The following is a 22,437-nucleotide window of genomic DNA, read 5'->3' on the forward strand; positions in this document are numbered from 1 at the left end:
TGGCCTCCGTCCAGCCATCATGGTGAATCAGAAACCCACTGATTTGGGAATCCCAAATCGATTCAACCTAACCCCATCCCGCTTTAGCCGCCGCTAACGCGTGTTCGGCCGGCTTGTTCATTGGCGCGGCGAAGCAGCACGAACAGAAACGCCAATAGCACCGCGGCCGACAGGGCGAGCGACCAGTGAATGCCGATCGCTGCGCCGAACAGGCCCACGGTGATGCCGCTGAAGGCGCGCATGCCGAGCCCGGCCATGTTGAACAGGCCGACGACGCGGCCGCGAATGTCGGCGGGGGCATTCAACTGGACCATGGTCTGCGCCATCGTGTTGAACGACAACTCGAAGAATCCCGCGGCGAACAGCAGCGCGATCGCAAGCGAGTAGATCCCGACCGATGCGAACGCGAGTAGCGACAGCGCCCATAGAATGGCAAGGACGATGGCCGTCCGAGGCGTTGCTCTGAGCCGTCCCCACGCTTCGAGCGCGATGCCCGCGAGCAGCGCGCCGGCGGCGTCGGCCGCCAGCAGCACGCTGTAGGCCACGCCGGGGTCGCCGTGGCCGAGATCAACGGCAAAGCCCGGCATCTGGGCGTGGTAGGCGTTGCCGATCATGAAGGAGGTCAGCCCGGCGAGCAGCGTCATCGAGATCAGGACAGGATAGGTGCCGATGACGCGGATGGTCTGCACGATGTCGGCAAGGCCGCGGACGGCGAGGCGCTTTGCCACGGCGCCCTGGGCGCTGATCGGCGCCCAGAACAGCCAGAGCAGCATCGGCAGATAGAACACCGTGTTGAGAATGATGCCGTAAGAGGGGCCGAGCGCCAGCATGATCACGCCGCCCGCGGCCGGACCGACCAGGATTCCCAAATAGCGCGCCATCGCGTTCAGCCGTACCGCGCTCGGCAGATCGGCGGGGCCGACGATGTCGTAAAGCAGCAGCTGGTTCGGCGTCTGCCACAGCACGCCGGCGCAGCCGTGGATGACCAGGAGCAGCATCGCGTGCCACATCTGAAGCGTGTCGGTGATGAAGCAAATGCCCCATCCCGCCGAAGCCACGATGAAAAGCAGCATCCCGCACTGGATGATGCGGCGTGGATCGAACCGGTCGGCCAGCCCGCCGACGGCGACGGAAAACAGCAGAAACGGCAGCCAGTGCGACAGCACCGCGAAGCCCGCCAGTGCCGGTGAATGGAATTTCTGAAACACCACCCAATAGCTGATCACGTGCTCGACATTGTCGGCCATCATGGCCAGTACGTAGGCGATGAACTGGGCCCGATAGGGCCGCGACTTCATGGCCGCGAACGAGCTGGACGCCACGGGTTTCGCAGAGGGTTCAGGACTCAAGAGATCACCTGGGTAAGACTTGACCGGGCTTGGCGATTGCGGGGCTGGCGCGGTATCCGTTTCCGCTCGCGCCGTTACACGCTTGTTGCAGGGCGCTCAAGACAGCCGGAGCGGCTCCGGTGCCGAATAGCTGGGTTGATCGATATCTGCGATGATCCCGGCAAGCGCCGCGGCGAGGTTCCAGGCCTAGCGATTGCTTGTGCGATGCACCCGCTGTCCGGCTTGACAGGGCGGCGAAAGCCGGTGTCTTACGGCTGCACTTGAAGGAGTTTTCAGTCAAAATGACCGCAGCATTCACCTTTCCGGGCCAGGGGTCGCAGGCCGTGGGCATGGGCAAGGCCCTGGCGGACGCCTTTCCGGCCGCGCGGGCGGTATTCGACGAGGTCGATGCGGCGCTCGGCGAAAAGCTGACCGCGATCATCTGGGAGGGGCCTGCCGAAACCCTCCAGCTCACCGAAAATGCCCAGCCGGCGCTGATGGCAGTGTCGATCGCGACCTTGCGCGTGCTGGAGACCGAGGCCGGCTTCTCGGTCGGGCGGGACGCTGCCTTCGTGGCCGGTCACTCGCTCGGCGAATATTCGGCGCTGGCCGCGGCCGGCAGCCTCAGTATCAGCGATACCGCGCGTCTGCTCCGCACCCGCGGCCTTGCGATGCAAAAGGCCGTGCCGGTCGGCGTCGGCGCCATGGCCGCGCTGCTTGGTCTGGACTACGAGGCGGCGGTGGCTGTGGCGGCTGAAGCTGCGCAAGGCCAGGTCTGCCAGGCCGCCAATGACAATGGCGGCGGGCAGGTGGTGGTCTCCGGCGACAAGGCCGCGGTCGAACGCGCGCTTGAAATTGCCAAGACCAAGGGTGCCAAGCGCGCGATGCTGCTGCCGGTGTCCGCGCCGTTCCATTGCAAGCTGATGCAGCCCGCGGCCGACGCAATGGCGAAGGCGCTGGCCGACGTGACGATCAAGGCGCTGGCCTCGCCGCTGGTGTCGAACGTGCTGGCCGCCCCGATCACCGATCCCGATGAGATCAGGCGCCGCCTGATCGAGCAGGTCACCGGCACCGTGCGGTGGCGCGAGTCGGTCGCCTACATGGCGTCCCAGGGCGTGACGCGCTTTTTCGAGATCGGCGCCGGCAAGGTGCTGAGCGGGCTGGTCAAGCGCATCGCCGACGGTGCGGTTGGCGTTTCCGTCGGCGGGCCCGGCGATATTGCCGCCGCCAAGGATGCATTGGCGGCTTCGAAGTAAGCTTGCCGAACAAGGAGATTTCGATGTTCGATTTGACGGGCAGGACGGCGCTGGTGACCGGCGCGACCGGCGGCATTGGCAACGCCATCGCGCAGGCACTGCATGCGCAGGGCGCGACGGTGGCGATCTCGGGCACGCGCCGCGAAGTGCTGGATGCCTTCGCCACCAAGCTCGGCGAGCGCGTTCACGTGCTGCCGTGCAATCTTTCCGACAGCGCGGAAGTCGAGGCCCTGGTGCCCGCGGCGGAAGCGGCGATGGGGCAGGTCGATATCCTGATCGCCAACGCCGGCATCACCCGCGACAATTTGTTCGTGCAATTGCGCGACGAGGATTGGGACGACGTCATCAACGTCAACCTGACGGCGACCTTCCGCCTGGCGCGCGCCGCGACCAAATTGATGATGCGCAAGCGCTTCGGCCGCATCATTGCCATCACCTCGATCGTCGGCGTGACCGGCAATCCCGGACAGGCCAATTACACCGCGTCGAAGGCGGGAATCATTGGCCTGATCAAGACGCTGGGCGGCGAATACGCCAAGCGCAACGTGACCGCCAATTGCATCGCGCCCGGATTCATCAAGACGCCGATGACGGATGCGCTGAACGACAAGCAGCGCGAGACCATCCTGTCGAAGGTTCCTGCAGCACGGCTGGGAACGCCCGAGGACATCGCCGCGGCGGCGGTCTATCTCAGTTCGAACGAGGCGGCTTACGTCACCGGGCAAACCATCCACGTCAACGGCGGAATGGCCATGATTTGAGCCGGTTACGGCCCGATCGATGCGGCGAAGGGCCGTTTCGGGCGGCCGGCCGAGGGCTTGTAGTCAACGGTAGGGAAGTATGATAACCGAACCACGGACGGATGGGCAAACAAGGCCATTGCAGGATTTTGAAACCCTGTATATTGGCGTGGCGACGCCTGCCGTTCGCCGGGCCTTTATCGGCTACCACCGTGCCGAATCAAGACTATGCGCGATTGCGAAGGAAGTTTAACGACCACGATGGCTCGTATCGTCTTGCGGTATCTTGGGGTCGGGTCCAATGGAACAAGCACGAGGTTGAACGATGAGTGAGATTGGCGAGCGGGTTAAGAAGATTGTGGTCGAGCACCTCGGTGTTGAACCCGAGAAGGTGGTCGATGCGGCAAGTTTCATCGATGACCTTGGCGCTGACAGCCTCGACACCGTCGAGCTTGTGATGGCATTTGAAGAAGAGTTCGGTTGCGAGATTCCTGATGACGCCGCGGAAACGATTCTGACCGTCGGCGACGCGACAAAATTTCTCGAAAAGAACGCGAAAAGCTGACGCCCCCGCGCGGTGCGCATAGAGCCGGACGGGCCGTTGTCGAACGGTCCCCCGGTTTCTTGTTATGGACCGCCAGTTACGGGCCGGAGTTTTTGATATGAGGCGGGTTGTCGTCACGGGGCTGGGCATGGTTACGCCACTCGGCTGCGGCGTTGACGCAACGTGGACGCGTATCGTCGCCGGCCGGAGCGGCGCCAGGCGAATCGAGACCTTCGAAGTTGCCGATCTCTCCAGCCAGATCGCCTGCGTGATTCCACGCGGCGACGGCAGCGGCGGCACTTTCAATCCGGACCAGTGGATGGAGCCAAAGGACCAGCGCAAGGTCGATGATTTCATCATCTTTGCGATGGCCGCCGCGCGCCAGGCGCTCGACGACGCCGATTGGCATCCCGAGAGCGAAGAAGACAAGTGCGCGACCGGCACCCTGATCGGGTCCGGAATCGGCGGCCTGTCCGGCATCGCCGATACCGCGCTGCTGCTCAAGGAGCGCGGGCCGCGCAAGGTCTCGCCGTTCTTCATTCCAGGGCGGCTGATCAATCTCGCTTCCGGTTACGTCTCGATCGAGCATGGCCTCAAGGGACCCAACCATTCCGTCGTCACCGCGTGTTCGACCGGCGCGCACGCGATCGGCGACGCCAGCCGTCTGATCGCGCTCGGCGATGCCGAGGTGATGGTGGCGGGCGGAACCGAATCGCCGATCTGCCGGCTGGCGATGGCAGGCTTCTGCGCGGCGCGTGCGCTCTCGACCGCCTTCAACGACACGCCGGAACGGGCTTCGCGTCCCTACGACAAGGATCGCGACGGCTTCGTGATGGGCGAGGGCGCCGGCATCGTGGTGCTCGAGGAATATGAGCACGCCAAAAAGCGCGGCGCGAAAATCTACGCCGAGGTGATCGGCTACGGCCTGTCCGGTGACGCCTATCACATCACCTCGCCGGCGCCGGACGGCGATGGTGCGTTCCGCAGCATGAGTGCGGCGTTGAAGCGCGCTGGGATCAGCGCTTCCGATATCGACTACATCAACGCGCACGGCACCTCGACGCAGATCGGCGACGAGATCGAGCTCGGCGCGGTGGAGCGGTTGCTCGGCAATGCAACGTCCAAGGTGTCGATGTCGTCGACCAAGTCGTCGACCGGGCATCTGCTCGGCGCGGCCGGCGCGATCGAGGCGATTTTCAGCATCCTTGCGATTCGCGACAACATCGCCCCGCCCACCATCAATCTGGAAAATCCGTCGGTGGAGACGGCGATCGATCTCGTGCCTCAAACGGCGCGCCAACGCGAGATCAACGTCGCGTTGTCGAATTCTTTCGGTTTCGGAGGTACCAACGCCTCCGTCATCGTTCGGCGCGTAGTTAGTTAGCAAGTGTTTAGAGCGACTCCACCGTTTTGCCGTATTCGGCGATGACTCCTAGACGTGGGCGTATGCTATTGGCCGGGCAGGGGTTTGTCAGGCCACGATTGAACCGGCAGGATTCAGGTTGCATCGATGAGTGAAAGGCCGCCCATTTCCCCCCGGAGCCCGCGCGCCGCGCTGGAGCCCGAGCAGGTACCGCCGCCGCCGAAGCGGTCCGAGCGCGCCCGCAATCCGTTTGTCGTGATCGGCAACGCCATCATCACCATTCTGATCATTTTGATGATCGGCGCGGGGACTGCGTATTATTACGGCCGCCAGCTTTTGGAGACGCCGGGTCCGCTGCAGGAAGACAAGATCGTCAACATTCCGGCGCGCGCCGGCAAAAGGGACATCGCCGACGCGCTGCAGCGCGAGGGCGTGATCAACGTCAATCCGTGGCTGTTCATCGGCAGCGTGTTTGCGCTGAAGGCGAGTTCCGACCTCAAGCCCGGCGAATATTCGTTCCAGAAGCGCGCCAGCCTGCGCGATGTCATCGCCACCATCGTCGAAGGCAAGGTGGTGCAGCACAGCGTCACCATTCCCGAAGGCCTGACCTCCGAACAGATCGTGGCGCGCCTCACCGACAACGACCTGTTCTCGGGCTCGCTGAAGGAAATGCCGCGCGAGGGCACGCTGCTGCCGGAAACCTATAAATTCCCGCGCGGCACCAGCCGCGAGCAGGTGGTCCAGCGCATGCAGCAGACCCAGAAGCGGATGCTTGCGGAAGTCTGGGAACGCCGCAATCCGGACATTCCGGTCAAGTCGCCGGAGGCGTTGATTACGCTTGCTTCGATCGTCGAGAAGGAGACCGGCCGGGCCGACGAGCGCAGCCGGGTCGCCGCTGTCTTCACCAACCGGCTGCGCCAGAAGATGAAGCTGCAGTCCGATCCGACCATCATCTACGGGCTGGTGGGCGGCAAGGGTACGCTGGGCCGCCCGATCAAGCGCTCCGAGATCACTCAGCCGTCGCCCTACAACACCTATGTGATCGAGGGCTTGCCGCCGGGCCCGATCGCCAATCCCGGCCGCGCCTCGCTCGAGGCGGTCGCCAACCCGGCGCGGACCCGCGACCTGTTCTTCGTCGCCGATGGCAGCGGCGGACATACCTTCACCGAAACCTACGACCAGCATCAAAAGAACGTCGCCAAGCTGCGGGTGCTGGAAAAGCAGATCCAGAACGACACCGTCGAACCGGCCGAAGAGGCCGCACCACCTGCGGCGGCAGGCGCGCCGGCCGACACCAACCCGACGGCGACGACTCCGAAGCCCACGGGAACGAAGAGGCAGCCTGCACGTCCGGCGGCGCCTGCGGCCGCCCCGGGCGCCCGCCAGGGCGCGGCGCAATCGACCACCACGGCGCCGGTGGTTCAGCGCTAACGCAATTCCACTTGGCGTGAAATCGTTTTAAGCTCGCGCCGCACCCCGAGTCTCGCACCTCCCTGTTTCGGAAAGTTTTACGCGATGGCGCTATCGAGCATGACCGGTTTTGCCCGGAGCAACGGCGCCAGCGGTCCGTACACGTTCGAGTGGGAACTGAAGTCGGTCAACGCCAAGGGCTTTGACCTGCGGTTGCGGCTGCCGCCCGGATGGGACGAACTCGAGGCTTTCGCCAAGAAGCGCGCCGGCGAGGTGCTGTCGCGGGGCACGGTCTACGCCAATCTCAACGTCAAGCGCGCCAACGCGGTCTCGACCATCCGCATCAATGAGGACGTGCTCAACTCGATCGTAAAGGTGGCTGGCGTGCTCGCCAGCAAGATCGACGCGGTGGCGCCCAGCATCGATGGTCTGCTCGGCATCAAGGGCGTCATCGAGGTCGTCGAGCCCGAAAGCGATGAGGCCGAAGACAAGGCGGCGAAAGACGCCGCGGCCCTGGCCTTCGAGCAGGCGCTGGCCAATCTGGTCGAGATGCGCCGCCGCGAGGGGGGCACGCTCGGACAGATCCTCAACCAGCGCATGGATGAGATCGAGAAGCTCGCGAAGAGGGCGGAGGCTGCGCCCGGCCGCAAGCCCGAGGCGATCAGGGCGCGTTTGGCCGAACAGGTCGCAGCGCTGCTGGAAACGTCAGATCGTTTCGATCCTGACCGGCTCAATCAGGAAGCGATCATGATCGCGGCCAGGGCCGACATCCGCGAGGAACTCGACCGCATCGCTTCCCACATCGCCCAGGCCCGCGAGATGATCGGCAAGGGTGGTCCGGTGGGGCGCCGGCTGGATTTTCTCGCCCAGGAGTTCAACCGCGAGGTCAACACCTGCTGCTCGAAATCGAACGATCTGGAGTTGACCAATACCGGGCTCGAGATGAAAAACGTGGTGGAGCAGTTCCGCGAGCAGGTCCAGAATCTGGAGTGAGCGATGACGGCTGGTGGTTTCGACGGGGTTGAGCGGCGCGGACTGATGTTCGTGCTGTCCTCGCCATCCGGCGCGGGCAAGACCACGCTGTCGCGGATGCTGATCGACAAGATGCCTGGCCTGAAGATGTCGGTGTCGGCGACCACGCGGCCGATGCGGCCGGGAGAGGTCGACGGGCGCGACTATTTCTTCGTCGACAAACCGAAATTCGAAGCAATGGCCAAGAAGGGCGAATTGCTCGAATGGGCCACCGTGTTCGACAATCGCTATGGAACGCCGCGCGCGCCGGTCGAGGCCGCGCTGTCGGCCGGGCAGGACGTACTGTTCGATATCGACTGGCAGGGCACGCAACAATTGCGCGAGAAAGCCCGCGCCGACGTGGTCAGCGTGTTCATCCTGCCGCCGTCGGCCGCCGACCTCGAAAAACGCCTGCACACCCGCGCCCAGGATTCAGACGAGGTCATTCGCGGAAGGATGGACCGCGCCACCCACGAACTGAGCCATTGGGCGGAATACGACTACATCGTCATCAACCAGGACGTCGACCATGCCTTCGCCGAGGTGCAGTCGATCCTCAAGGCCGAGCGGCTCAAGCGCGAGCGCCGCACCGGACTGACGGAATTCGTTCGCGGCCTGCAGCGCCAGCTCGAAAAATAATCCCGACGGCGGTCGCAAGCCGAGTCTATGCCCGCAGTACGTTGCGCGTAGCCTTAGGTATGCGCACTACGCGCCAATCGCGCCAGCATCTCCGTTACCCGCCGCTCGGGATCGTCGGGCGCGCGCGGATCGCGGGGAACGTCGCGGGGGGCAATATCGCGGGGAGTATTGCTGCGCCAGACCGGCGTCTCGTCCGGGAACATCGATGGCGAGTTCCGTTCGGTCGGGATCGCATCCCAGATCGCTCGGCGATCACTGCGCGCTTCCAGCGGGATCGCCTGCGCGCGGCCGAACCGGTAAACCAGACTTGCGGTAATTCCTGCCAGCGCCAGTGCACCAGCCATTACCAGCAGCAGCATCTGCATCGATGCCGACCGCCTTTCCTGCGATGTGTCAGCGGCAGCGAGTGCAACCGGGGGGATGGCGGGCTGCGGCGCCGCTGTCGGATTGGTTTGAAGGCTCTGGGCTTGAAGGCTTTGGGCCTGCGGGTTTTGAGTCTGCAGGCTCTGCGCTGGCTCGGCCGCGGCAAGGCGCGGACCGTTCGATGGGCTGACGCCCGAAGATTCCGGCCAGCGCGATGCGATGGACGATGGCGGTTGCGAGTCCGGTGCGGCCGCAATTTGGTTATTTGCGATTCTAGAAACGGGCACCGCACCCGTGCTCTGCGGCTCGATCAAATCCTCGACGCGCGCCTGCGGCGCGGTCAGTTCGGCGCGCGCGTTGGCGATCGATTTACGTGCATTGATGCTCTGCTGCGGCGAAACGGCATTGGTCGCCTCCGCCGATGCGGAATCCGATGCTGCAGGCGTGGATGAAGATTCCTTCGGTGCGGCGCGCGCGGTCTTGTTCTTCGCTTCGCCGATGTACCAGCAATTGCGTTTGGTGGCGTGATCGATCCGGTAATACCAATGGCCACCTGCCGGCAAAGCCCCTTTTGGACGCGTCAGGCAGGTGTCCGCCGTTTTTGCGCTGTTCTCCTTGTTCGCGCTGTTCTCTTTGGCGGCATCCTGTGCAACGGCAGCGAAACTGGTTCCCGCCAGAATACTGGCGAAGAACGCCGAGATGAATTTCGCTGAACGCTTTGACATGGCCATCCCCGATGATGATACGCGACACTTACGTCTCAAGTTTTCGTTAAAGACTTGGGTCGTAATGGGCCGCAATTTCGGAGCGGGTAGGGCATAATTGGGGCTCGCCGGCCGCATCTGAGAGGCGGGCGGGAGCCTGGAGCCTTTTCCGTTCCGATTGAATCGGAACGGGGGCTCTAGCTTCTTGATTTGACGCGTTTTCTTGACGCGAACCGATAGCCACTTGGCTGGATAACGCTCTGGAAAACAGGCACGAAAGCTACTGTTTGCTGGCCGTCCACGTTCCACCGCAACCGGTCGATTGCCGGAACGTTCCGGAACCGCTGCGGCCGGAGAGACGGCCGGAACTGGTGACCGTGACGCCGTTGAAATTGCCGACCGTGCGGGCGGAACCGTTGCCGCTGACGCTGCCACTGACGCCCTGGGTGATGATCCTGCCGCTGGTCACGACCACCGCGCCAGTCGTGGTGCCGCCGCAGCCGACGGATGTGACCATCCACGCGCCGTCGAAATTGCCGCCGCCACCACTGCGCGAGGCGCGGCGTGGGCTCTCGGCTTCGGGCCTGCTGCGCCGTGCGGGCTTCTCCGTCTCAATTGCGCGCGGCGTGGCGCGAGATCCCGACAGCGATTTCTCGTCATTGCCGATGCTGCCGCCGGCGCTGCCGGATTGCGCCAAGCTGGCGCTTACTCCGAATGCGGCTGACATCAACAGGCTGAACAGAGCGATCCTGAGCGAGCGTTGAACAGCGGCGTTTTGCATAAACAGGGCCTTCAATTTCTCGAATGTAAGGTCGGCTTCATCTGCGACGCGCTACTGTTTCGACGCCGTCCACGTTCCGGAACAGCCGTCCGAACGCCTGAACGTTCCGGAGCCGCTGCGGCCCGAGAAACGGCCGGAGCTGCTCCAACTCAAACCCGAGACGGATCCGCCTGACGTCGTAGAGCCACTTGAACTGACCTGACCGGAACTCAATTCGCCCGAGATCCTGCCGCCGCTGATCACGAACCGCTCGGTGCTGTTGCCGCAGCCCTGGGATTGGGCAACCCACGTGCCGTCGAAATTGCCGCCACCACCGCCGCTCTTCCTCGAAGCGCGACGAGGTTCGTCGGGCTCGGGCCTGGGCTTGCTGCGTCGTGCGGGCTTCTCGGTCTCAACCGCGCGCGGCGTCGTGCGCGATCCCGACAGCGATTTCTCGTCATTGCCGATGCTGCCGCCGGCGCTGCCGGATTGCGCGAAGCTGGTCGTTCCGAACCCAACCGACATCAGAAGGCAGAGCAGACCAACCTTGATCGAACGTTGAACAGCGTTTTGCATAAACCGGTGCTTTCAATGTCTCGAATCTAAAATCTAGCGGCCGGATCCGTCGGCGCAGACCGCACCGATGACGCGGCAGGACTTGCCAGCCTTGTTGCACTCGTCAAGCGCGGCCTCCTTGGCGCGCTGGACCGTGTCGCGCTGAACCAGCGAGTAGGAATTCCCCGAGATCGCAAACGCGCCGCACCGCGATCCATAAAAGCTCAGCTCGAGCGGACATTTGCTCGATCCGCAATTCTTGAGCGCATCGTCGACCGCCGCGCGCCGCGAAGCGTGATTCCAGGAGATGCCCCATTTGTTGCTGTCGGGCCCGTAGACGATCGAGCCCCAGGGCTTGAGATCGTCCATCTTGCGCAGCCGCGTCAGCACGCCCTCGGTGGCCTCGCCGGTCGGCGTCATGCTGCTCTTGGCCTGGAACTGGCTGATCGCCAGCCGCATGCCGTTCTTGCTGTCGAGCGGCTCCGGATCGAAATTGTGCTCGTAGAGCCGGTCGCTCAATTCCCTGAGCAGCGTGACATCCTTGATCGGGATCCGGTCGGGATCAGGGCGCAGCGTGCTGGAGAGCTGCGGCGCCGGCTGCGGCGCGACCGCGACCTGCGGCGAGGCGGGCGAACTCGGCGCGACAAAGTAGAACGTGCCGTCGATCGGCGAAGACGATACCCAGGGCTGCTGCGCGCCGCCGGTCTCGCGCTTCACCGCGAGGCCGACCTGGTTGAAGGTCTGGAAAATATCGAGCCCGGATTGCTTGATCGTCGCCGCCAGCGCCTTGGTGTAGGGGCTGTTGCCGCCGGTGCCGTCCTGCGCGACGTTGCCGGGCTGCGTCGCGTAGGAGATCAGCGTGCCTTCCGGCGCGCGCATCTGCGCGAGGCCGCCGTCGGAGGCGCGCAGGCCGCGTGCGCCGAACGGATTGTTACGGCAGGCATCGAGGATCACCATGTTGAGCCGCGTGCCCGAGCCCTGCATCTGGCGCAGCACGAGGTTGACGTCCACCATCTGGAAATCGACATCGGCCTCGCGCGTCGGATTGGCGCCGACCGGAACCAGATAGTTCGAACCCGCGACCTGAACGCCGTGGCCGGCGTAGTAGAACAGCGCGACATCGGCGCCCTGGACCTGGCGGCCGAAATTCTGCACGGCGGTGTCCATGGCCGATTTGTCGAGATCGAGCTGGGCGCGGCCGCCGACCAGGGTAAAACCGAGGCCGGCGAGCGTGTTGGCCATCAGCGCCGCGTCGTTGCGGGGATTGTCGAGCCGGGGAACGTTTTGATAGGCGGAGTTGCCCACCACCAGCGCGATACGTTTCTCGGCGGCGGCGGGCGCGGTCGACACCAGCGACAGCAGCAACGCCCACGCTGCAAACGTCCAGACCTTGCCGCTGAAAGCCCCGCGCATTTCCAATAATTCCCCGCAATATGGCGGCAGGATACCAGCCTGCGCAGCCCGCGAAAAGCGGGCCGGATGTCCGATCGGTGCGGCCTAATGCTTCGACAGTTCGCTGCGCGGTGCGGTGCGTCGCTGCAAGGCCGAGGCGTGACGCCGGTCGGGCTTTGTGGCAGTTTTCGCCTGACAGGACCCAAAAAGAGCGGTCCGCGGGAGGATCGCATGAGCACGAAGTTTGCCGTATCGCGGGCAATCACGACGACGGTATTTCTATGCGGCCTGTTCGCGCTGCCGGCCCTGGCCGTTGCGGCCGAGCGGCCTCTCGGTGCAGACCCGGTCGCGGTATGCGCCGCATTGTCCAGTGCAGGCAGCGGTGCGATCAAGGTCGATACGGCCGCGCTGACCGAGCCGAAGCCGCTAACCGTCGCGCCGGGCGGACCAACCCCAGCCGCCCGCATCAGTCCCGCGACCCCGCAATTCTGCCGGGTGCTGGGTCATATCGATCCGATCGATCCGAAGGCGCCGCCGATCCGCTTTCAGCTCAATCTGCCGCTGCAGTGGAATGGCCGCTCGGTGCAGTATGGCGGCGGCGGATTCAACGGCGTGTTGATCACAGGGCTCAGCCTGCCGCCGGCCGCCCCCTTCGACAGCGCCTCGCCGCTGGCGCGGGGCTTTGCGACCTACGGCACTGACTCCGGTCACGAGACCAAGCCGGGCGAACCGCCGCAGCTGTTTGCCGCGAACGACGAGGCCTTCGTCAATTTTGCGCATGCCTCCTACAAGAAAGTGCGCGACGCTGCCGCCATGCTGATGGAGCGCGCTTACGGCGCGAAGCCCGAGCGGATGTATTTCGTCGGCAGTTCGGAAGGCGGGCGCGAGGGCCTGACCATGGCGCAGCGTTACCCTGCCGATTTCGATGGCATCTTCGCCCGCGTCCCCGTGATCAATTGGGTCGGTCTGCAGCACGCCGGCACCCGTGCGGGCCTCGCGACCTGGGGGGAGGGGTGGATTCGCCCGGCGCAGGTCAAGCTCGTGCACGATGCGGTGCTCGCCGCCTGCGATGCGCAGGACGGCGTCGCCGACGCCCTGGTGGAAGATGCAGTCGGCTGCAAGGCGCGCTTCGATCCGGCGAAACTGCTCTGCGCCAGCGGCACGAGCGGCGACGCGTGCCTCAGCGAAGCGCAGGTCAACGCCATTCGCACGCTGCTTTCACCCTATAAATTCCCGTTCGCGCTCGCCAACGGCGTCACCGAATATCCGGGCTGGGGCGTTTCCGGTGAGGGGACGAAATCCTTTGGTCCGACCGGCGGATGGAGCGCGTGGTGGCTGGGCTCCGCACCTCCGGCGCTGCCGCCGCTGCCCGCCAACGGCATCGCCTGGGTCTACGGTGCGGGCGGCATCGCGCATATCTTCGCGCGCGATCCGAATTTCGACGTCCGCAAATACCGGGTGGAGGATTTTGCCGAGCGGGTGCGCGAGGTTTCCGCGCTGATGGATTCGACCAATCCTGACCTCAGCGCGTTCAAGGCCCGTGGCGGCAAGCTCATCATGCTTGAATACATGGCCGACTATGCGCAGAGCCCCTACGCGGGGATCGGTTATTTCGAACAGGTGCAGAAGCGGATGGGCGAGGCGGCGACCGCCGAATTCGCCCGCCTCTATGCCGCGCCCGGCGTCGACCACGTCGGCAGCGGCGCACCGTCGAGCGTCGACATGCTGTCGGTCCTCGTCGACTGGGTCGAAAAAGGCCGCGCACCTGGCGATCTCGTCGTAGTCGAACAGCAGCCCGCGCTGCCGATCACCGTCGAACGCTCACTGCCGCTGTGCCAGTGGCCGGCCTGGCCGCAATACAAGGCGGGCGATTCGAAAAGCGCAGCCAGCTTCGTCTGCGCGCGGTGAGGCGAGCGAGAAATCTCGATCCGATCTGAAGGCGGGTGCCCTAACTGCCTCGCCATCAGTTCGCGGTTCCGGCGGCGAAAGCCGCGAACAATGCCTTGCCCTGCGGCCAGTTCTCAAGCTTGCTGGCCTCGTTGATATGTCCGAGTTCTCCAACCTCGACGATACCGCCTCCCCACTGGTTCGCCCTCTCTCGGGCATATTCGACCGTGCCATAGGGGTCGTCCGCGCTCGCGACGATGAGTGAAGGAAACCTGAATTCCGTCCGCGGCGGATTGGCAAAACTGGCGGCCTCGACGGGGAAGGCCCGAGCTTCCGGGTTCGGAACCGCCACGAGGAATGCGCCAGCCACTGGCGCCGTCGAAACTTGCTGCCAATGCGCCACCAAGAGGCACCCCAGGCTGTGAGCGACGAGGAGGGGCGCCTGCCGGGCTGCACCGATCGCGCGATCAAGCGCCGCGATCCAGTCATCGAGTTCGGGCTGATTCCAGTCCGTGGGTTGAAGGCGGTGCCATTGCGGGTTTGCGTCTTCCCAGCGGGTTTGCCAGTGCAACTCACCCGATCCTCCGATCCCCGGCACCATAATGATCTCAACCATGTCTGCTCCGTTATCCCTTGTGACGGGCCAAAGTTGACGTCTTCCGTTGCGATCGGGAATGGGAAATGATCGGAAAAGAAGCGCGCGCACCGATGGATTTAAGGTTCACCCCATGTCATCCCGAGAAAACAACGTCGTAGCCCTCGATCCCACAGACATCGCGATCATCGAAGCCATGCAGGAGGATGGACGTATCGCGATGTCAGAGCTTGGCCGGAAAATCGGACTCTCTCAGCCCGCGACGTCCGAACGGGTCAAGCGACTGGAGGAGCGAGGCGTCATCACCGGCTATGGCGCTCGAATTAACCCTGCCGCGCTGGGCCTCCGAATGATGGCCGTGATCCGCGTGCGCACCACCCACGAACATATTCAATCCTGCCTGAAGCAGTTCTCCGAAATGCCTCACGTCCTGGAGGTGCTGCGACTGACCGGAGAGGATTGTTTCATTCTCAAGGTTTTCGTGCCGTCTCCGCAACAGCTTGAAACGATCGTGGACGCTGTTGCCAAACACGGCTCTGTAACGACGTCGCTGGTCCTGCGCAGCGAGCAACCCAAACCGATCGGCCGCAAGTTGATTCAGCTCGCCGGCGCGTGACGGCTTCTCCGTCAGTCGTCATTTCGCACCGTATTGTGTCGAGCAGGCTCGCTTCAGTTCTTCAGAACAATGCGCCCGACCATCTTGCCGTCGCGCGCCACCACCCCCACTCAATTGAGCAGCAATTCGCAAGATCATGCGCTCATCGTGCAGGACCGGACGATTTCATCCGCGGCCGATAGTCTCGAGCGGAGTGCGGTAGAGCTCGTTGCTGTCCCCGTCAGTAACGCGCACGGCACATCCTGTCGAACACAGCTCGGGACGAACGATGCAAAGCTCGTTCGCGAGGCTATCAGCTTTATCGATCGCGTAATCTGTGTTCTCGAGGATCATGCCGCCCTGGTTTTTAAACTCAGCGCCGACGACGAGATCAAAATTGAAGTATGGCATTAGATCCCCCTGCCAAATTCCAACTGCATGGAATCTAACCTGAGTCTGTTTGGTTCCTTCATTACAATTCCGCGCGCGACATCTGATTGCGGTCGCCTGTTGCGTTTCGGTATCGCGACCGCATCATCGCGTGCACATCGACGAGGCACCTGCGGGTCGCTCGGCTGCAGCATGCTGCAAGAAGATCGATCTCGATTCGAAAAACGCGCCGCACCTTCAAGCGATGGCAAGCGCAAGCGGCCCAGGATACCTTGCTTGACCTCAAGCCTGTTATTCAACGACCGGACAAGATTCGCTTTGGCTGGTTGAATAGTGGAAGAAAGATCAGGAGCAAACACCGCCAACGATTCCGTGGAACTACGGTGACGGTGCATCTAACTTACCGGTATTGCCTCGGAAGACGCGACAGCGTCGCTGTTGCCGCAATTCATGGCAACGCTGCGCGCCTGCATCGCCTCAGTTCTTCAGCACGATACGTCCGACCACCTTGCCGGCCCGCAACTCGTCGATCCATTTCTGGACGTCGGCCATCGGTTCTTCCTTCATCGGCGTCGGCTTGATCTTGCCGGCGCGCGCCAGCGCCATCAGTTCCTTGGCCTCGGCCAGCGTGCCCACCATGAAGCCTTCGATGGTCATGCGCTTGTAGACCCATTGCACCATCGGCAGGCTGAAATTGCCGCCCATCAGGCCAGAGACCACGATCTTGCCGCCACGCGCCACGACCGAGACCGCAAAGGCCATCGATTTTTCGTTGCCGGCAAAGTCGACGATCTCGTCGAAGCCGCCCTCGGTCTCCTTGATCATGCGCTTGACCACGTCGGGCTCCGACGGGTCGTAAGCAACCGCGGCGCCGTTCTTCAGGGCGCTCTCGCGCGCGGCCGGGCTTAGGTCCGCCACCGCGATCTTCTGCGTGAACATGGCCTGCGCGAATGACAGCCCCATCATGCCGACGCCGCCGAGCCCGATCAGCAGCAGATTGCGCTGCCGCGGACGATCGACCAGGCGCTTGAGCGCGCCATAGGCGGTGACGCCGGAGCACATCAACGTCGCGGCCTGGTTGACCGGCAGCGGATCGTAATCCAGCAAATATTTAGCGTCGGGCACCAGCACGTGGCTGGCGAAGCCGCCGTCGATGGAGACGCCGAGGAAGCGCTGCTTGACGCAGAGGTTCTCGTCGCCGTTCGCGCAGTCGCGGCACTGGCCGCAACCGATCCAGGGGAATACCGCCTGCTTCTTTCCGATCAGGTCCTTCGGCGCATCGGGGCCGACTTCCTCGACCACGCCCGCGATCTCATGGCCGAGCGTGAACGGCAGCGTCATGCCGCGCGTGGTGTCGAGCTTCTTGCCGCCGCCGAGATCGGCGTAGCCGTCCTGGATGTGCAGGTCGGAGTGGCACAGCCCGCAACGTTCGATGCGGACCAGGACTTCGTTACCTTGAGGCTTGGGCGTGTCGACGATGGTTTCGCACAGGGGCGCATCGAATTTGACCAGCGATTGGCGACGCATCAGCGCCATGGCATTTTCTCCTCAGGGAACGTTTGATTTTGTGGTTCGTATATTGGTCAATTCACGGGCCATGGCAACAAAGCCGGAAACCGGGATCGTCTCGGCGCGCCGGGTTGCATCGACGCCGGCGGCGGCGGCCAGCCGGGCCGGATCGACCGACAGCGATTTGAGGCTCTGACGCAGCATTTTCCGGCGCTGGCCGAAGGCTGCAGCCGCCACCTGCTCGAGCGCGCGGCGGTCACACGGCTCCGGCGCGCTGCGCGGCACCAGCCGCACCACCGACGACGTAACCTTGGGCTGCGGCACGAAGGCGGCCGGCGATATGTCGAACAGGATTTTGGTCTCGGCGCGCCAGTTGGCGAGCACGGCGAGCCGTCCATAGGCCTCGTCGTCTTCTTTCGCGACGATCCGCTCGGCGACCTCGCGCTGAAACATCAGCACCATCATGTCGTACCAGGGCGGCCATGGTTCGATCGAGAGCCAGTCCACCAATAATTGCGTAGCGATGTTGTAGGGCAGGTTGGCGACGATCTTGGCAGGCTCGCCGCCGAGCAGGGGGCGGGGATCGAAATGCTGCGCGTCGGCATGCACGATCTCGAGCCGTCCCGGGTAGCGCTTGGCGATATAGTCGAGCGGCGCCAGCGCGCGTTCGTCGCGCTCAACGGCGATGACGCGCCGCGCGCCCAGCGCCAGCAACGCGCGCGTCAGCCCGCCGGGGCCGGGGCCGACCTCGATGACGGTTGCGCCCTCGAGCGGACCTGCGGCGCGCGCGATCCGTGCCGTGAGGTTGAGGTCGAGCAGAAAATTTTGGCCGAGTGATTTGCGGGCCGACAGGGAGTGTTCGCGGATGACGTCGCGCAGCGGCGGCAGATCGTCGATCGCGCTCATTCAGGTGTGGCCGCCGCCATGCGCGCGGCGAGCCGCAACGCCGCGACGAGGCTCGACGGGTTGGCGCGGCCGGTGCCGGCGAGGTCGAACGCGGTGCCGTGATCGGGTGAGGTGCGGATGAACGGCAATCCCAGCGTGACGTTGACGGCGTCCTCGAACGCGATGGTCTTGATCGGGATCAGCGCCTGATCGTGATACATGCAGATCGCGCAGTCGTAGGTTTTTCGCGCGGCTTCGTGGAACATGGTGTCGGCGGGCAACGGCCCCCGGACCTCGATGCCGTCGCGCCGCAGGATGTCGACGGCCGGCGCCACCACCTCGATGTCTTCCATGCCGAGCGAGCCATCTTCGCCGGCATGCGGATTGAGGCCTGATACGGCCAGGCGCGGGCTGGCGAGGCCAAAGCGGGCCTTCAGGTCGGCCACCGCGATGCGGGCTGTCGTCACGATCAGATCGGTCGAGAGTTGCGCGAGCGCGTCGCGCACCGATAGATGGATCGTCACCGGCACCACCGCGAGCGCCGGCGACCACAGCATCATCACCGGCTGCGGTGCCGCCCCGCCATTGGCGGCGAGCTCGGCGAGAAATTCGGTATGGCCGGGATGCCGGAAGCCGGCGCGGTACAGCACGCTCTTGGCGATCGGGTTGGTGACCACAGCGCTGGCCCGTCCGGCCCGCACATAGTCAACCGCCTGGCGGATGGAAGCGAGCGCGGCGCTTGCGCTGGTGGTATCCGGCTGGCCCGGCGGCGCGGTTGCCGCTTCGCCGGTCGCCACGACAGGCAATGCGCGCGCAAAAGCTGTGGCCGCATCCTCCGGACTGGTGTCCGCAAGTTCGATTTTTAATCCGAGAACCTTCGCCCGCTCGGCGAAGCAGGTGCGATCGCCGAGCAGATAGAACGGCGGGAGGCCCAGTTCGTTACGCCGGAGCCACGCTGCGATGGCGATGTCGGGACCGATGCCCGCAGGCTCGCCGGATGTCAGCGCGAGGGGCTTTGCCATGCATCAACGACATTCGATCATTGCGGCTTTGCGGATCTCGGCCAGATAGGCTTTCTGCTTCGCCTCGTACTTCTCGGTATACATCTTTTCGCGGATTTCCCGCTTCTTCGGCGAATCGACAGTGGTGGGCTTCCTGCTGCACAGGGCGACCATTTCCACGCCCTGTTTGGTGATCTCAGGCGGGGTCAGATGGCCGATCGGAGTCTTGTCGAGCATCTCGCGCAACGGGGGAGCAAGCTCGGCCGATGTTTTCGTGACCGAATCGCGGATCGTGCCGTTCTGCATCGCCTTGAAGTAGGAATTGGCCGCCTCGCAGCTCTGGACGCGCTCGCGCAGCACTTCGGCTTCCTTTTTCCGCGCTTCGATCGCGCCCGCCGGGGCGCCCCGCGGCACCAGCAGCACGATCGGCTGCATCTTGTATTCGAAGGCTTCGACCTTCGTTGCCTCGCCGCCTTCCTGGGCGGCGGCGTTGACTTCCTTTTCGCCGACCTGGAGGCTCTCCTTGTAGCGGCCGCGCACCAGGCTGGTCCAAACCATCTCGGCCTTGAGGCGGGCCTTCAGGGTCTCCGGCCGGATGCCCTGGCTTTCCAGTGATTTTGTCAGCTGCTCAGCCGAGAGCCGCATTCGCGAACCCATCTGGGCGTAGGACTGATCGATATCAGTGGCTGTGGGGTCGACACCGAATTTTTTGGCTTCCCGGATCTTCACCTTTTCGTCGATCAGCTGGTCGATCACTTCCTGGCGGGGCATCTGCTTGCGGGTCGTCAGGAAGTTCAGCTTGGTGCGCTGCTCGATATCGAGGTTGGTGATGGGCTCGCCCGTGACCATGCAGGCGATCGATTGCGCGTGCAGGTGAGTGCCGCTGCTGGTGAGCATGGCTAGTGCAACCGAGCAGCCTGCGATCCGGAACCGGAGGCGATGATGTCGAGGCTTGATGGTCTTCATGCTCATGTCAGGCGCATCAACCAATTCGATCCGCAATACGCCGGGAACTGCAAGGCTTCCTACGTTCAAGGCTTCCCACGTTCAAGGCTTCGCCCACGCTACTGAAGGCCGCCGGCGCCGGTGGCCGACGTGGACGAATTCGCGATGGTCCGCAGGCCGATCTGAAGCATGAACCCGTGGCTAAGGACCGGCGGCGTGGTGCCGGCGGAATAGGTATAGGAAGTCACATAATTGGCAGCGAGCACGAAGCAGTCATCCACATAGCCTGCGCCGATGATGTATTGATTGAGCTTGTTGGCTTCAAGATCCCACCGTGCTGAACCCGACACTACCCAGTTCGTCGCCAGCTTGACCGATGCGCTACCGAGCAGGCCCTCGCGCCGGGTCAGGTATCCGAGGGCTGGCTGCTCCGCGTAATTGCCGTACAGCAGGCTGACCGACCAGCGGTCGAATGACGCGCGGCCCTCAGCCTCGAAACGGTTGAGGTTGAGCGTCGCTTCGTCCATGCGCCCACGCACGCTGAACGTATAGGTCCGGTTGGGCGAATAATTGACGCGGGCGACATAGTCGGAACGTGTGTTCTGCAGGCCGGAATCGACACCGGTATTGGTCAGGTCGGCGACTGCGAACGAGTTCATGCCGAACAGCTGATAGGATTGTCCGAACAGCACGTTGATGCTGCCACCGCGGTCGAATTGCGTGGTCGCCTGCACGCCGACATTGGCGCGGCCGCCGCCCTCGATGCGGTCGTAGCCCGAGAACTTGTCCACCGCGAACAAATTGCTGGCGTCGAACACCATGCTCTGCGCGTCTTCGTTGGGCAGCCTGCCGGCAAAGGTCTCGTTGGGGCGGATGATGACCTGCGCGATCGGCTCGATCGTGGTGGTGCCCCAGGGCTGAACGTTGATGAAGGGATAGCGATATTCGAGGCCGACGGTCGGCATCACGCGCAGCGCGGTGGTGTCGCCGACGGGCAGGAAATTCGAGACGCCTGGCTGATTCGAAATCGAGGCATCGACGGCGTCGACGCGGGCGATCGCGAACGGCGTCCAGATTTGGCCATAGGGGTCGGTGTACGACCGCCGCCACTGCGCTTCCGCGGTGAACCTTGTGTAGGTGCCGGGGATGCCGCGCAGCAGGCATTGCGAAGGTAGCCGCGCGAGCGGATCGGCGGACGCGGTGGTGCAGAGCGCGTTGGTGTTGGCCAGCGTCGTGATCGGGTCGAACGCCGCGGTCGAGCGCGACAGGCTGGTGAAGTTGGTCTTGTAGCTGACCTCACCGCCGAAGATCGGGCTGTTGATCACGTTGGAATAGTCGACCACCGGATGGATGACCGGAACCTTCTCCTGGCTGCCGGAGAAGCTGAGGTAGTAGATCGTGCGCGCGTCGAAGAAGCTGCGATTGCCGACGCCGGTCAGATAGAGCTGCGAGATCGCTTCGGTCGGCAGGCTCAGGAACGATCCCAACGTATCCCTGTACTGGGCCAGCCGGTAGTCGGACATGAAGAAGTAGTCGGACAGCAGCACGCCGTCCCAACCCCAGGTCCATTTGTCGTTGATGGCGAACTGGCCCTTGGTTTCGACGCCGCCGCGGAGGTCGCGGTCGCCGGGCTGGCCAGTGAAGGCGCTGCGATCGAGCTGGTTGATGCCATAGGCGCGGATCGCGTACGAGCCGTTCATCAGGCGCTGGCGGAATTCGCCCTGAAACAGCACGCCTTGCCGGGTCGTGATACGCGGATTGAAGGTCGCGTCGTAGTCCGGCGCAATCGCCCAATAGAACGGCGTTTCCATGCCGTAGCCGTAGGGCGTGTACGAGCTGAGGAACGGCATCAGGAAGCCGGTCTTGCGCTTTACGGTGGGATCGGGCGTCGAAAAATACGGCAGATACGCCATCGGCACACCGAAGAATTCGAGCTGCGCGTTCTCGAAATACAGCATCTTCTCGGTCTGGTCGTGGATGATGCGTGCACCCTTGACCTGCCACAAAGGCGGCTTCTTCGGATCGTCCTTGCAGGGCGCGCAGGCGGTATACACGCCGTTTTCGAACACGGTGTAATTGCCGCTGGTCCGGTCGGCACGGGTTGCCGCCATCCGCGTCGCATCCTCGGTGTCGACGCGCAGCGAATCGACGAAGCCGTCACGGTAGTCGTCGCTCAGATCCATGATGTTGGCGTAGGTGACTTTGCCTTCGGCGTCCGTCAGGCGGATGTTGCCCTCGGCGTGCAGGCGCTTGGTCTTCTGGTCGTAGATGACCTTGTCGGCCTCGACGCTGGTGCCGTTGTAGAACATCTGCACGTTGCCGACCGCGGACACACGCTGGTTGTTGTAGTCGTAATCGACCTCGACGGCCTGCACGAGCATTTGCCCGTTGTTGTTGGCGGGCCGGGGCGGCGCTTTGGGCGGCCGCGGATTGTAGGTGAAGCCTTGCGCCGAGGCGGGTGCCGTCCAGGCAAGCACCATCACGCCTGCGAGCGCCAAGCCGGCGAGCAGGGCGATCATTGGGACGCCAACGGTGGCCAAGCGGCTCCGATAGCGGCGCAGCGGG

Annotated in this window: 21 protein-coding genes; 10 read left to right on the forward strand and 11 right to left on the reverse strand. The window is 63.9% G+C overall.

Annotated elements, in window-relative coordinates; translation table 11 throughout:
- Positions 1 to 83 precede the first annotated feature (83 nt).
- Positions 84 to 1,322, reverse strand: coding sequence for an MFS transporter (locus tag ABIE49_RS38235; protein ID WP_354067232.1), 1,239 nt, complete (start codon positions 1,320 to 1,322; stop codon positions 84 to 86).
- Positions 1,323 to 1,630: 308 nt separating this feature from the next.
- On the opposite strand from ABIE49_RS38235, the gene fabD reads away from it, so the two are divergent.
- From fabD to gmk, 7 genes are all read left to right on the forward strand, one after another.
- Positions 1,631 to 2,584, forward strand: a complete 954-nt coding sequence (fabD, locus tag ABIE49_RS38240; protein ID WP_192740731.1) for an ACP S-malonyltransferase — start codon at positions 1,631 to 1,633, stop codon at positions 2,582 to 2,584.
- 23 nt (positions 2,585 to 2,607) lie between these two features.
- Complete coding sequence (gene fabG / locus ABIE49_RS38245; RefSeq protein ID WP_192740730.1) at positions 2,608 to 3,345, forward strand: 3-oxoacyl-[acyl-carrier-protein] reductase; 738 nt, start codon at positions 2,608 to 2,610, stop codon at positions 3,343 to 3,345.
- A gap of 304 nt (positions 3,346 to 3,649) precedes the next feature.
- The gene (locus tag ABIE49_RS38250; RefSeq protein WP_006020277.1) at positions 3,650 to 3,889 is read left to right on the forward strand and encodes an acyl carrier protein; all 240 of its coding nucleotides are present in this window, start codon (positions 3,650 to 3,652) and stop codon (positions 3,887 to 3,889) included.
- A gap of 97 nt (positions 3,890 to 3,986) precedes the next feature.
- The gene (fabF, locus tag ABIE49_RS38255) at positions 3,987 to 5,252 is read left to right on the forward strand and encodes a beta-ketoacyl-ACP synthase II (RefSeq protein WP_192740729.1); all 1,266 of its coding nucleotides are present in this window, start codon (positions 3,987 to 3,989) and stop codon (positions 5,250 to 5,252) included.
- A 126-nt stretch (positions 5,253 to 5,378) separates the two neighbouring features.
- Complete coding sequence (gene mltG, locus ABIE49_RS38260) at positions 5,379 to 6,662, forward strand: endolytic transglycosylase MltG (RefSeq protein WP_192740728.1); 1,284 nt, start codon at positions 5,379 to 5,381, stop codon at positions 6,660 to 6,662.
- Positions 6,663 to 6,746: 84 nt separating this feature from the next.
- Positions 6,747 to 7,634: a YicC/YloC family endoribonuclease gene (locus tag ABIE49_RS38265; protein WP_192740727.1), complete on the forward strand. Its 888-nt coding sequence runs from the start codon at positions 6,747 to 6,749 to the stop codon at positions 7,632 to 7,634.
- A 3-nt stretch (positions 7,635 to 7,637) separates the two neighbouring features.
- Complete coding sequence (gmk, locus tag ABIE49_RS38270) at positions 7,638 to 8,291, forward strand: guanylate kinase (RefSeq protein ID WP_192740726.1); 654 nt, start codon at positions 7,638 to 7,640, stop codon at positions 8,289 to 8,291.
- A gap of 53 nt (positions 8,292 to 8,344) precedes the next feature.
- Here gmk and ABIE49_RS38275 read toward each other — a convergent pair whose 3' ends face one another.
- Positions 8,345 to 9,454, reverse strand: coding sequence for a hypothetical protein (locus tag ABIE49_RS38275; protein ID WP_192740725.1), 1,110 nt, complete (start codon positions 9,452 to 9,454; stop codon positions 8,345 to 8,347).
- Between the two features lie 281 nt (positions 9,455 to 9,735).
- On the opposite strand from ABIE49_RS38275, the gene ABIE49_RS38280 reads away from it, so the two are divergent.
- Positions 9,736 to 10,122 (forward strand): hypothetical protein, encoded by a 387-nt coding sequence (locus tag ABIE49_RS38280; RefSeq protein ID WP_192740724.1) that lies wholly within the window; start codon positions 9,736 to 9,738, stop codon positions 10,120 to 10,122.
- Between the two features lie 68 nt (positions 10,123 to 10,190).
- On the opposite strand, the gene ABIE49_RS38285 is transcribed toward ABIE49_RS38280, so the two are convergent.
- Entirely contained in the window at positions 10,191 to 10,694 is a 504-nt protein-coding gene (locus tag ABIE49_RS38285; protein ID WP_192740723.1) for a hypothetical protein, read from the reverse strand.
- Between the two features lie 33 nt (positions 10,695 to 10,727).
- Positions 10,728 to 12,086: a caspase family protein gene (locus tag ABIE49_RS38290; protein ID WP_192740722.1), complete on the reverse strand. Its 1,359-nt coding sequence runs from the start codon at positions 12,084 to 12,086 to the stop codon at positions 10,728 to 10,730.
- Positions 12,087 to 12,296: 210 nt separating this feature from the next.
- Here ABIE49_RS38290 and ABIE49_RS38295 point away from each other — a divergent pair, with 210 nt between their 5' ends.
- Positions 12,297 to 13,973, forward strand: a complete 1,677-nt coding sequence (locus ABIE49_RS38295) for a tannase/feruloyl esterase family alpha/beta hydrolase (RefSeq protein ID WP_192740721.1) — start codon at positions 12,297 to 12,299, stop codon at positions 13,971 to 13,973.
- A 55-nt stretch (positions 13,974 to 14,028) separates the two neighbouring features.
- On the opposite strand, the gene ABIE49_RS38300 is transcribed toward ABIE49_RS38295, so the two are convergent.
- The gene (locus ABIE49_RS38300; protein ID WP_192740720.1) at positions 14,029 to 14,568 is read right to left on the reverse strand and encodes an RBBP9/YdeN family alpha/beta hydrolase; all 540 of its coding nucleotides are present in this window, start codon (positions 14,566 to 14,568) and stop codon (positions 14,029 to 14,031) included.
- 112 nt (positions 14,569 to 14,680) lie between these two features.
- On the opposite strand from ABIE49_RS38300, the gene ABIE49_RS38305 reads away from it, so the two are divergent.
- Entirely contained in the window at positions 14,681 to 15,163 is a 483-nt protein-coding gene (locus ABIE49_RS38305) for an Lrp/AsnC family transcriptional regulator (RefSeq protein WP_192740719.1), read from the forward strand.
- A gap of 165 nt (positions 15,164 to 15,328) precedes the next feature.
- Here the strand turns inward: ABIE49_RS38305 and ABIE49_RS38310 are convergent, their stop codons facing one another.
- The 6 genes from ABIE49_RS38310 to ABIE49_RS38335 all read right to left on the reverse strand — a co-directional run bounded on the left by ABIE49_RS38310 (position 15,329) and on the right by ABIE49_RS38335 (position 22,391).
- Positions 15,329 to 15,553 (reverse strand): hypothetical protein, encoded by a 225-nt coding sequence (locus ABIE49_RS38310; RefSeq protein ID WP_192740718.1) that lies wholly within the window; start codon positions 15,551 to 15,553, stop codon positions 15,329 to 15,331.
- A gap of 456 nt (positions 15,554 to 16,009) precedes the next feature.
- Positions 16,010 to 17,068: an alcohol dehydrogenase gene (locus ABIE49_RS38315; protein WP_192740717.1), complete on the reverse strand. Its 1,059-nt coding sequence runs from the start codon at positions 17,066 to 17,068 to the stop codon at positions 16,010 to 16,012.
- Between the two features lie 12 nt (positions 17,069 to 17,080).
- A complete protein-coding gene (gene rsmA, locus ABIE49_RS38320) occupies positions 17,081 to 17,947 on the reverse strand; it encodes a 16S rRNA (adenine(1518)-N(6)/adenine(1519)-N(6))-dimethyltransferase RsmA (RefSeq protein ID WP_192740716.1) in 867 nt (288 codons plus the stop codon).
- The gene (gene pdxA, locus ABIE49_RS38325; protein WP_192740715.1) at positions 17,944 to 18,948 is read right to left on the reverse strand and encodes a 4-hydroxythreonine-4-phosphate dehydrogenase PdxA; all 1,005 of its coding nucleotides are present in this window, start codon (positions 18,946 to 18,948) and stop codon (positions 17,944 to 17,946) included. Before pdxA ends, rsmA begins: the two co-directional genes overlap by 4 nt.
- A gap of 3 nt (positions 18,949 to 18,951) precedes the next feature.
- Complete coding sequence (locus tag ABIE49_RS38330) at positions 18,952 to 19,899, reverse strand: SurA N-terminal domain-containing protein (RefSeq protein WP_502915965.1); 948 nt, start codon at positions 19,897 to 19,899, stop codon at positions 18,952 to 18,954.
- Between the two features lie 92 nt (positions 19,900 to 19,991).
- Positions 19,992 to 22,391, reverse strand: coding sequence for an LPS-assembly protein LptD (locus ABIE49_RS38335; protein ID WP_192740714.1), 2,400 nt, complete (start codon positions 22,389 to 22,391; stop codon positions 19,992 to 19,994).
- Between the last annotated feature and the right edge of the window lie 46 nt (positions 22,392 to 22,437).

This window comes from Bradyrhizobium sp. OAE829, from assembly GCF_040546575.1.
Classification (GTDB): domain Bacteria; phylum Pseudomonadota; class Alphaproteobacteria; order Rhizobiales; family Xanthobacteraceae; genus Bradyrhizobium.

Bases quoted from the DNA above. Each gene is read 5' to 3' on its own strand.
- gmk (WP_192740726.1), top strand. From the start codon at position 7,638: ATGACGGCTGGTGGTTTCGACGGGGTTGAGCGGCGCGGACTGATGTTC.
- ABIE49_RS38315 (WP_192740717.1), bottom strand. From the start codon at position 17,068: ATGGCGCTGATGCGTCGCCAATCGCTGGTCAAATTCGATGCGCCCCTG.
- ABIE49_RS38330 (WP_502915965.1), bottom strand. From the start codon at position 19,899: ATGAGCATGAAGACCATCAAGCCTCGACATCATCGCCTCCGGTTCCGG.
- fabD (WP_192740731.1), top strand. From the start codon at position 1,631: ATGACCGCAGCATTCACCTTTCCGGGCCAGGGGTCGCAGGCCGTGGGC.
- ABIE49_RS38290 (WP_192740722.1), bottom strand. From the start codon at position 12,086: ATGCGCGGGGCTTTCAGCGGCAAGGTCTGGACGTTTGCAGCGTGGGCG.
- fabF (WP_192740729.1), top strand. From the start codon at position 3,987: ATGAGGCGGGTTGTCGTCACGGGGCTGGGCATGGTTACGCCACTCGGC.
- ABIE49_RS38285 (WP_192740723.1), bottom strand. From the start codon at position 10,694: ATGCAAAACGCTGTTCAACGTTCGATCAAGGTTGGTCTGCTCTGCCTT.
- rsmA (WP_192740716.1), bottom strand. From the start codon at position 17,947: ATGAGCGCGATCGACGATCTGCCGCCGCTGCGCGACGTCATCCGCGAA.
- ABIE49_RS38335 (WP_192740714.1), bottom strand. From the start codon at position 22,391: ATGATCGCCCTGCTCGCCGGCTTGGCGCTCGCAGGCGTGATGGTGCTT.
- fabG (WP_192740730.1), top strand. From the start codon at position 2,608: ATGTTCGATTTGACGGGCAGGACGGCGCTGGTGACCGGCGCGACCGGC.
- mltG (WP_192740728.1), top strand. From the start codon at position 5,379: ATGAGTGAAAGGCCGCCCATTTCCCCCCGGAGCCCGCGCGCCGCGCTG.
- pdxA (WP_192740715.1), bottom strand. From the start codon at position 18,948: ATGGCAAAGCCCCTCGCGCTGACATCCGGCGAGCCTGCGGGCATCGGT.
- ABIE49_RS38300 (WP_192740720.1), bottom strand. From the start codon at position 14,568: ATGGTTGAGATCATTATGGTGCCGGGGATCGGAGGATCGGGTGAGTTG.
- ABIE49_RS38295 (WP_192740721.1), top strand. From the start codon at position 12,297: ATGAGCACGAAGTTTGCCGTATCGCGGGCAATCACGACGACGGTATTT.
- ABIE49_RS38265 (WP_192740727.1), top strand. From the start codon at position 6,747: ATGGCGCTATCGAGCATGACCGGTTTTGCCCGGAGCAACGGCGCCAGC.
- ABIE49_RS38305 (WP_192740719.1), top strand. From the start codon at position 14,681: ATGTCATCCCGAGAAAACAACGTCGTAGCCCTCGATCCCACAGACATC.
- ABIE49_RS38250 (WP_006020277.1), top strand. From the start codon at position 3,650: ATGAGTGAGATTGGCGAGCGGGTTAAGAAGATTGTGGTCGAGCACCTC.
- ABIE49_RS38310 (WP_192740718.1), bottom strand. From the start codon at position 15,553: ATGCCATACTTCAATTTTGATCTCGTCGTCGGCGCTGAGTTTAAAAAC.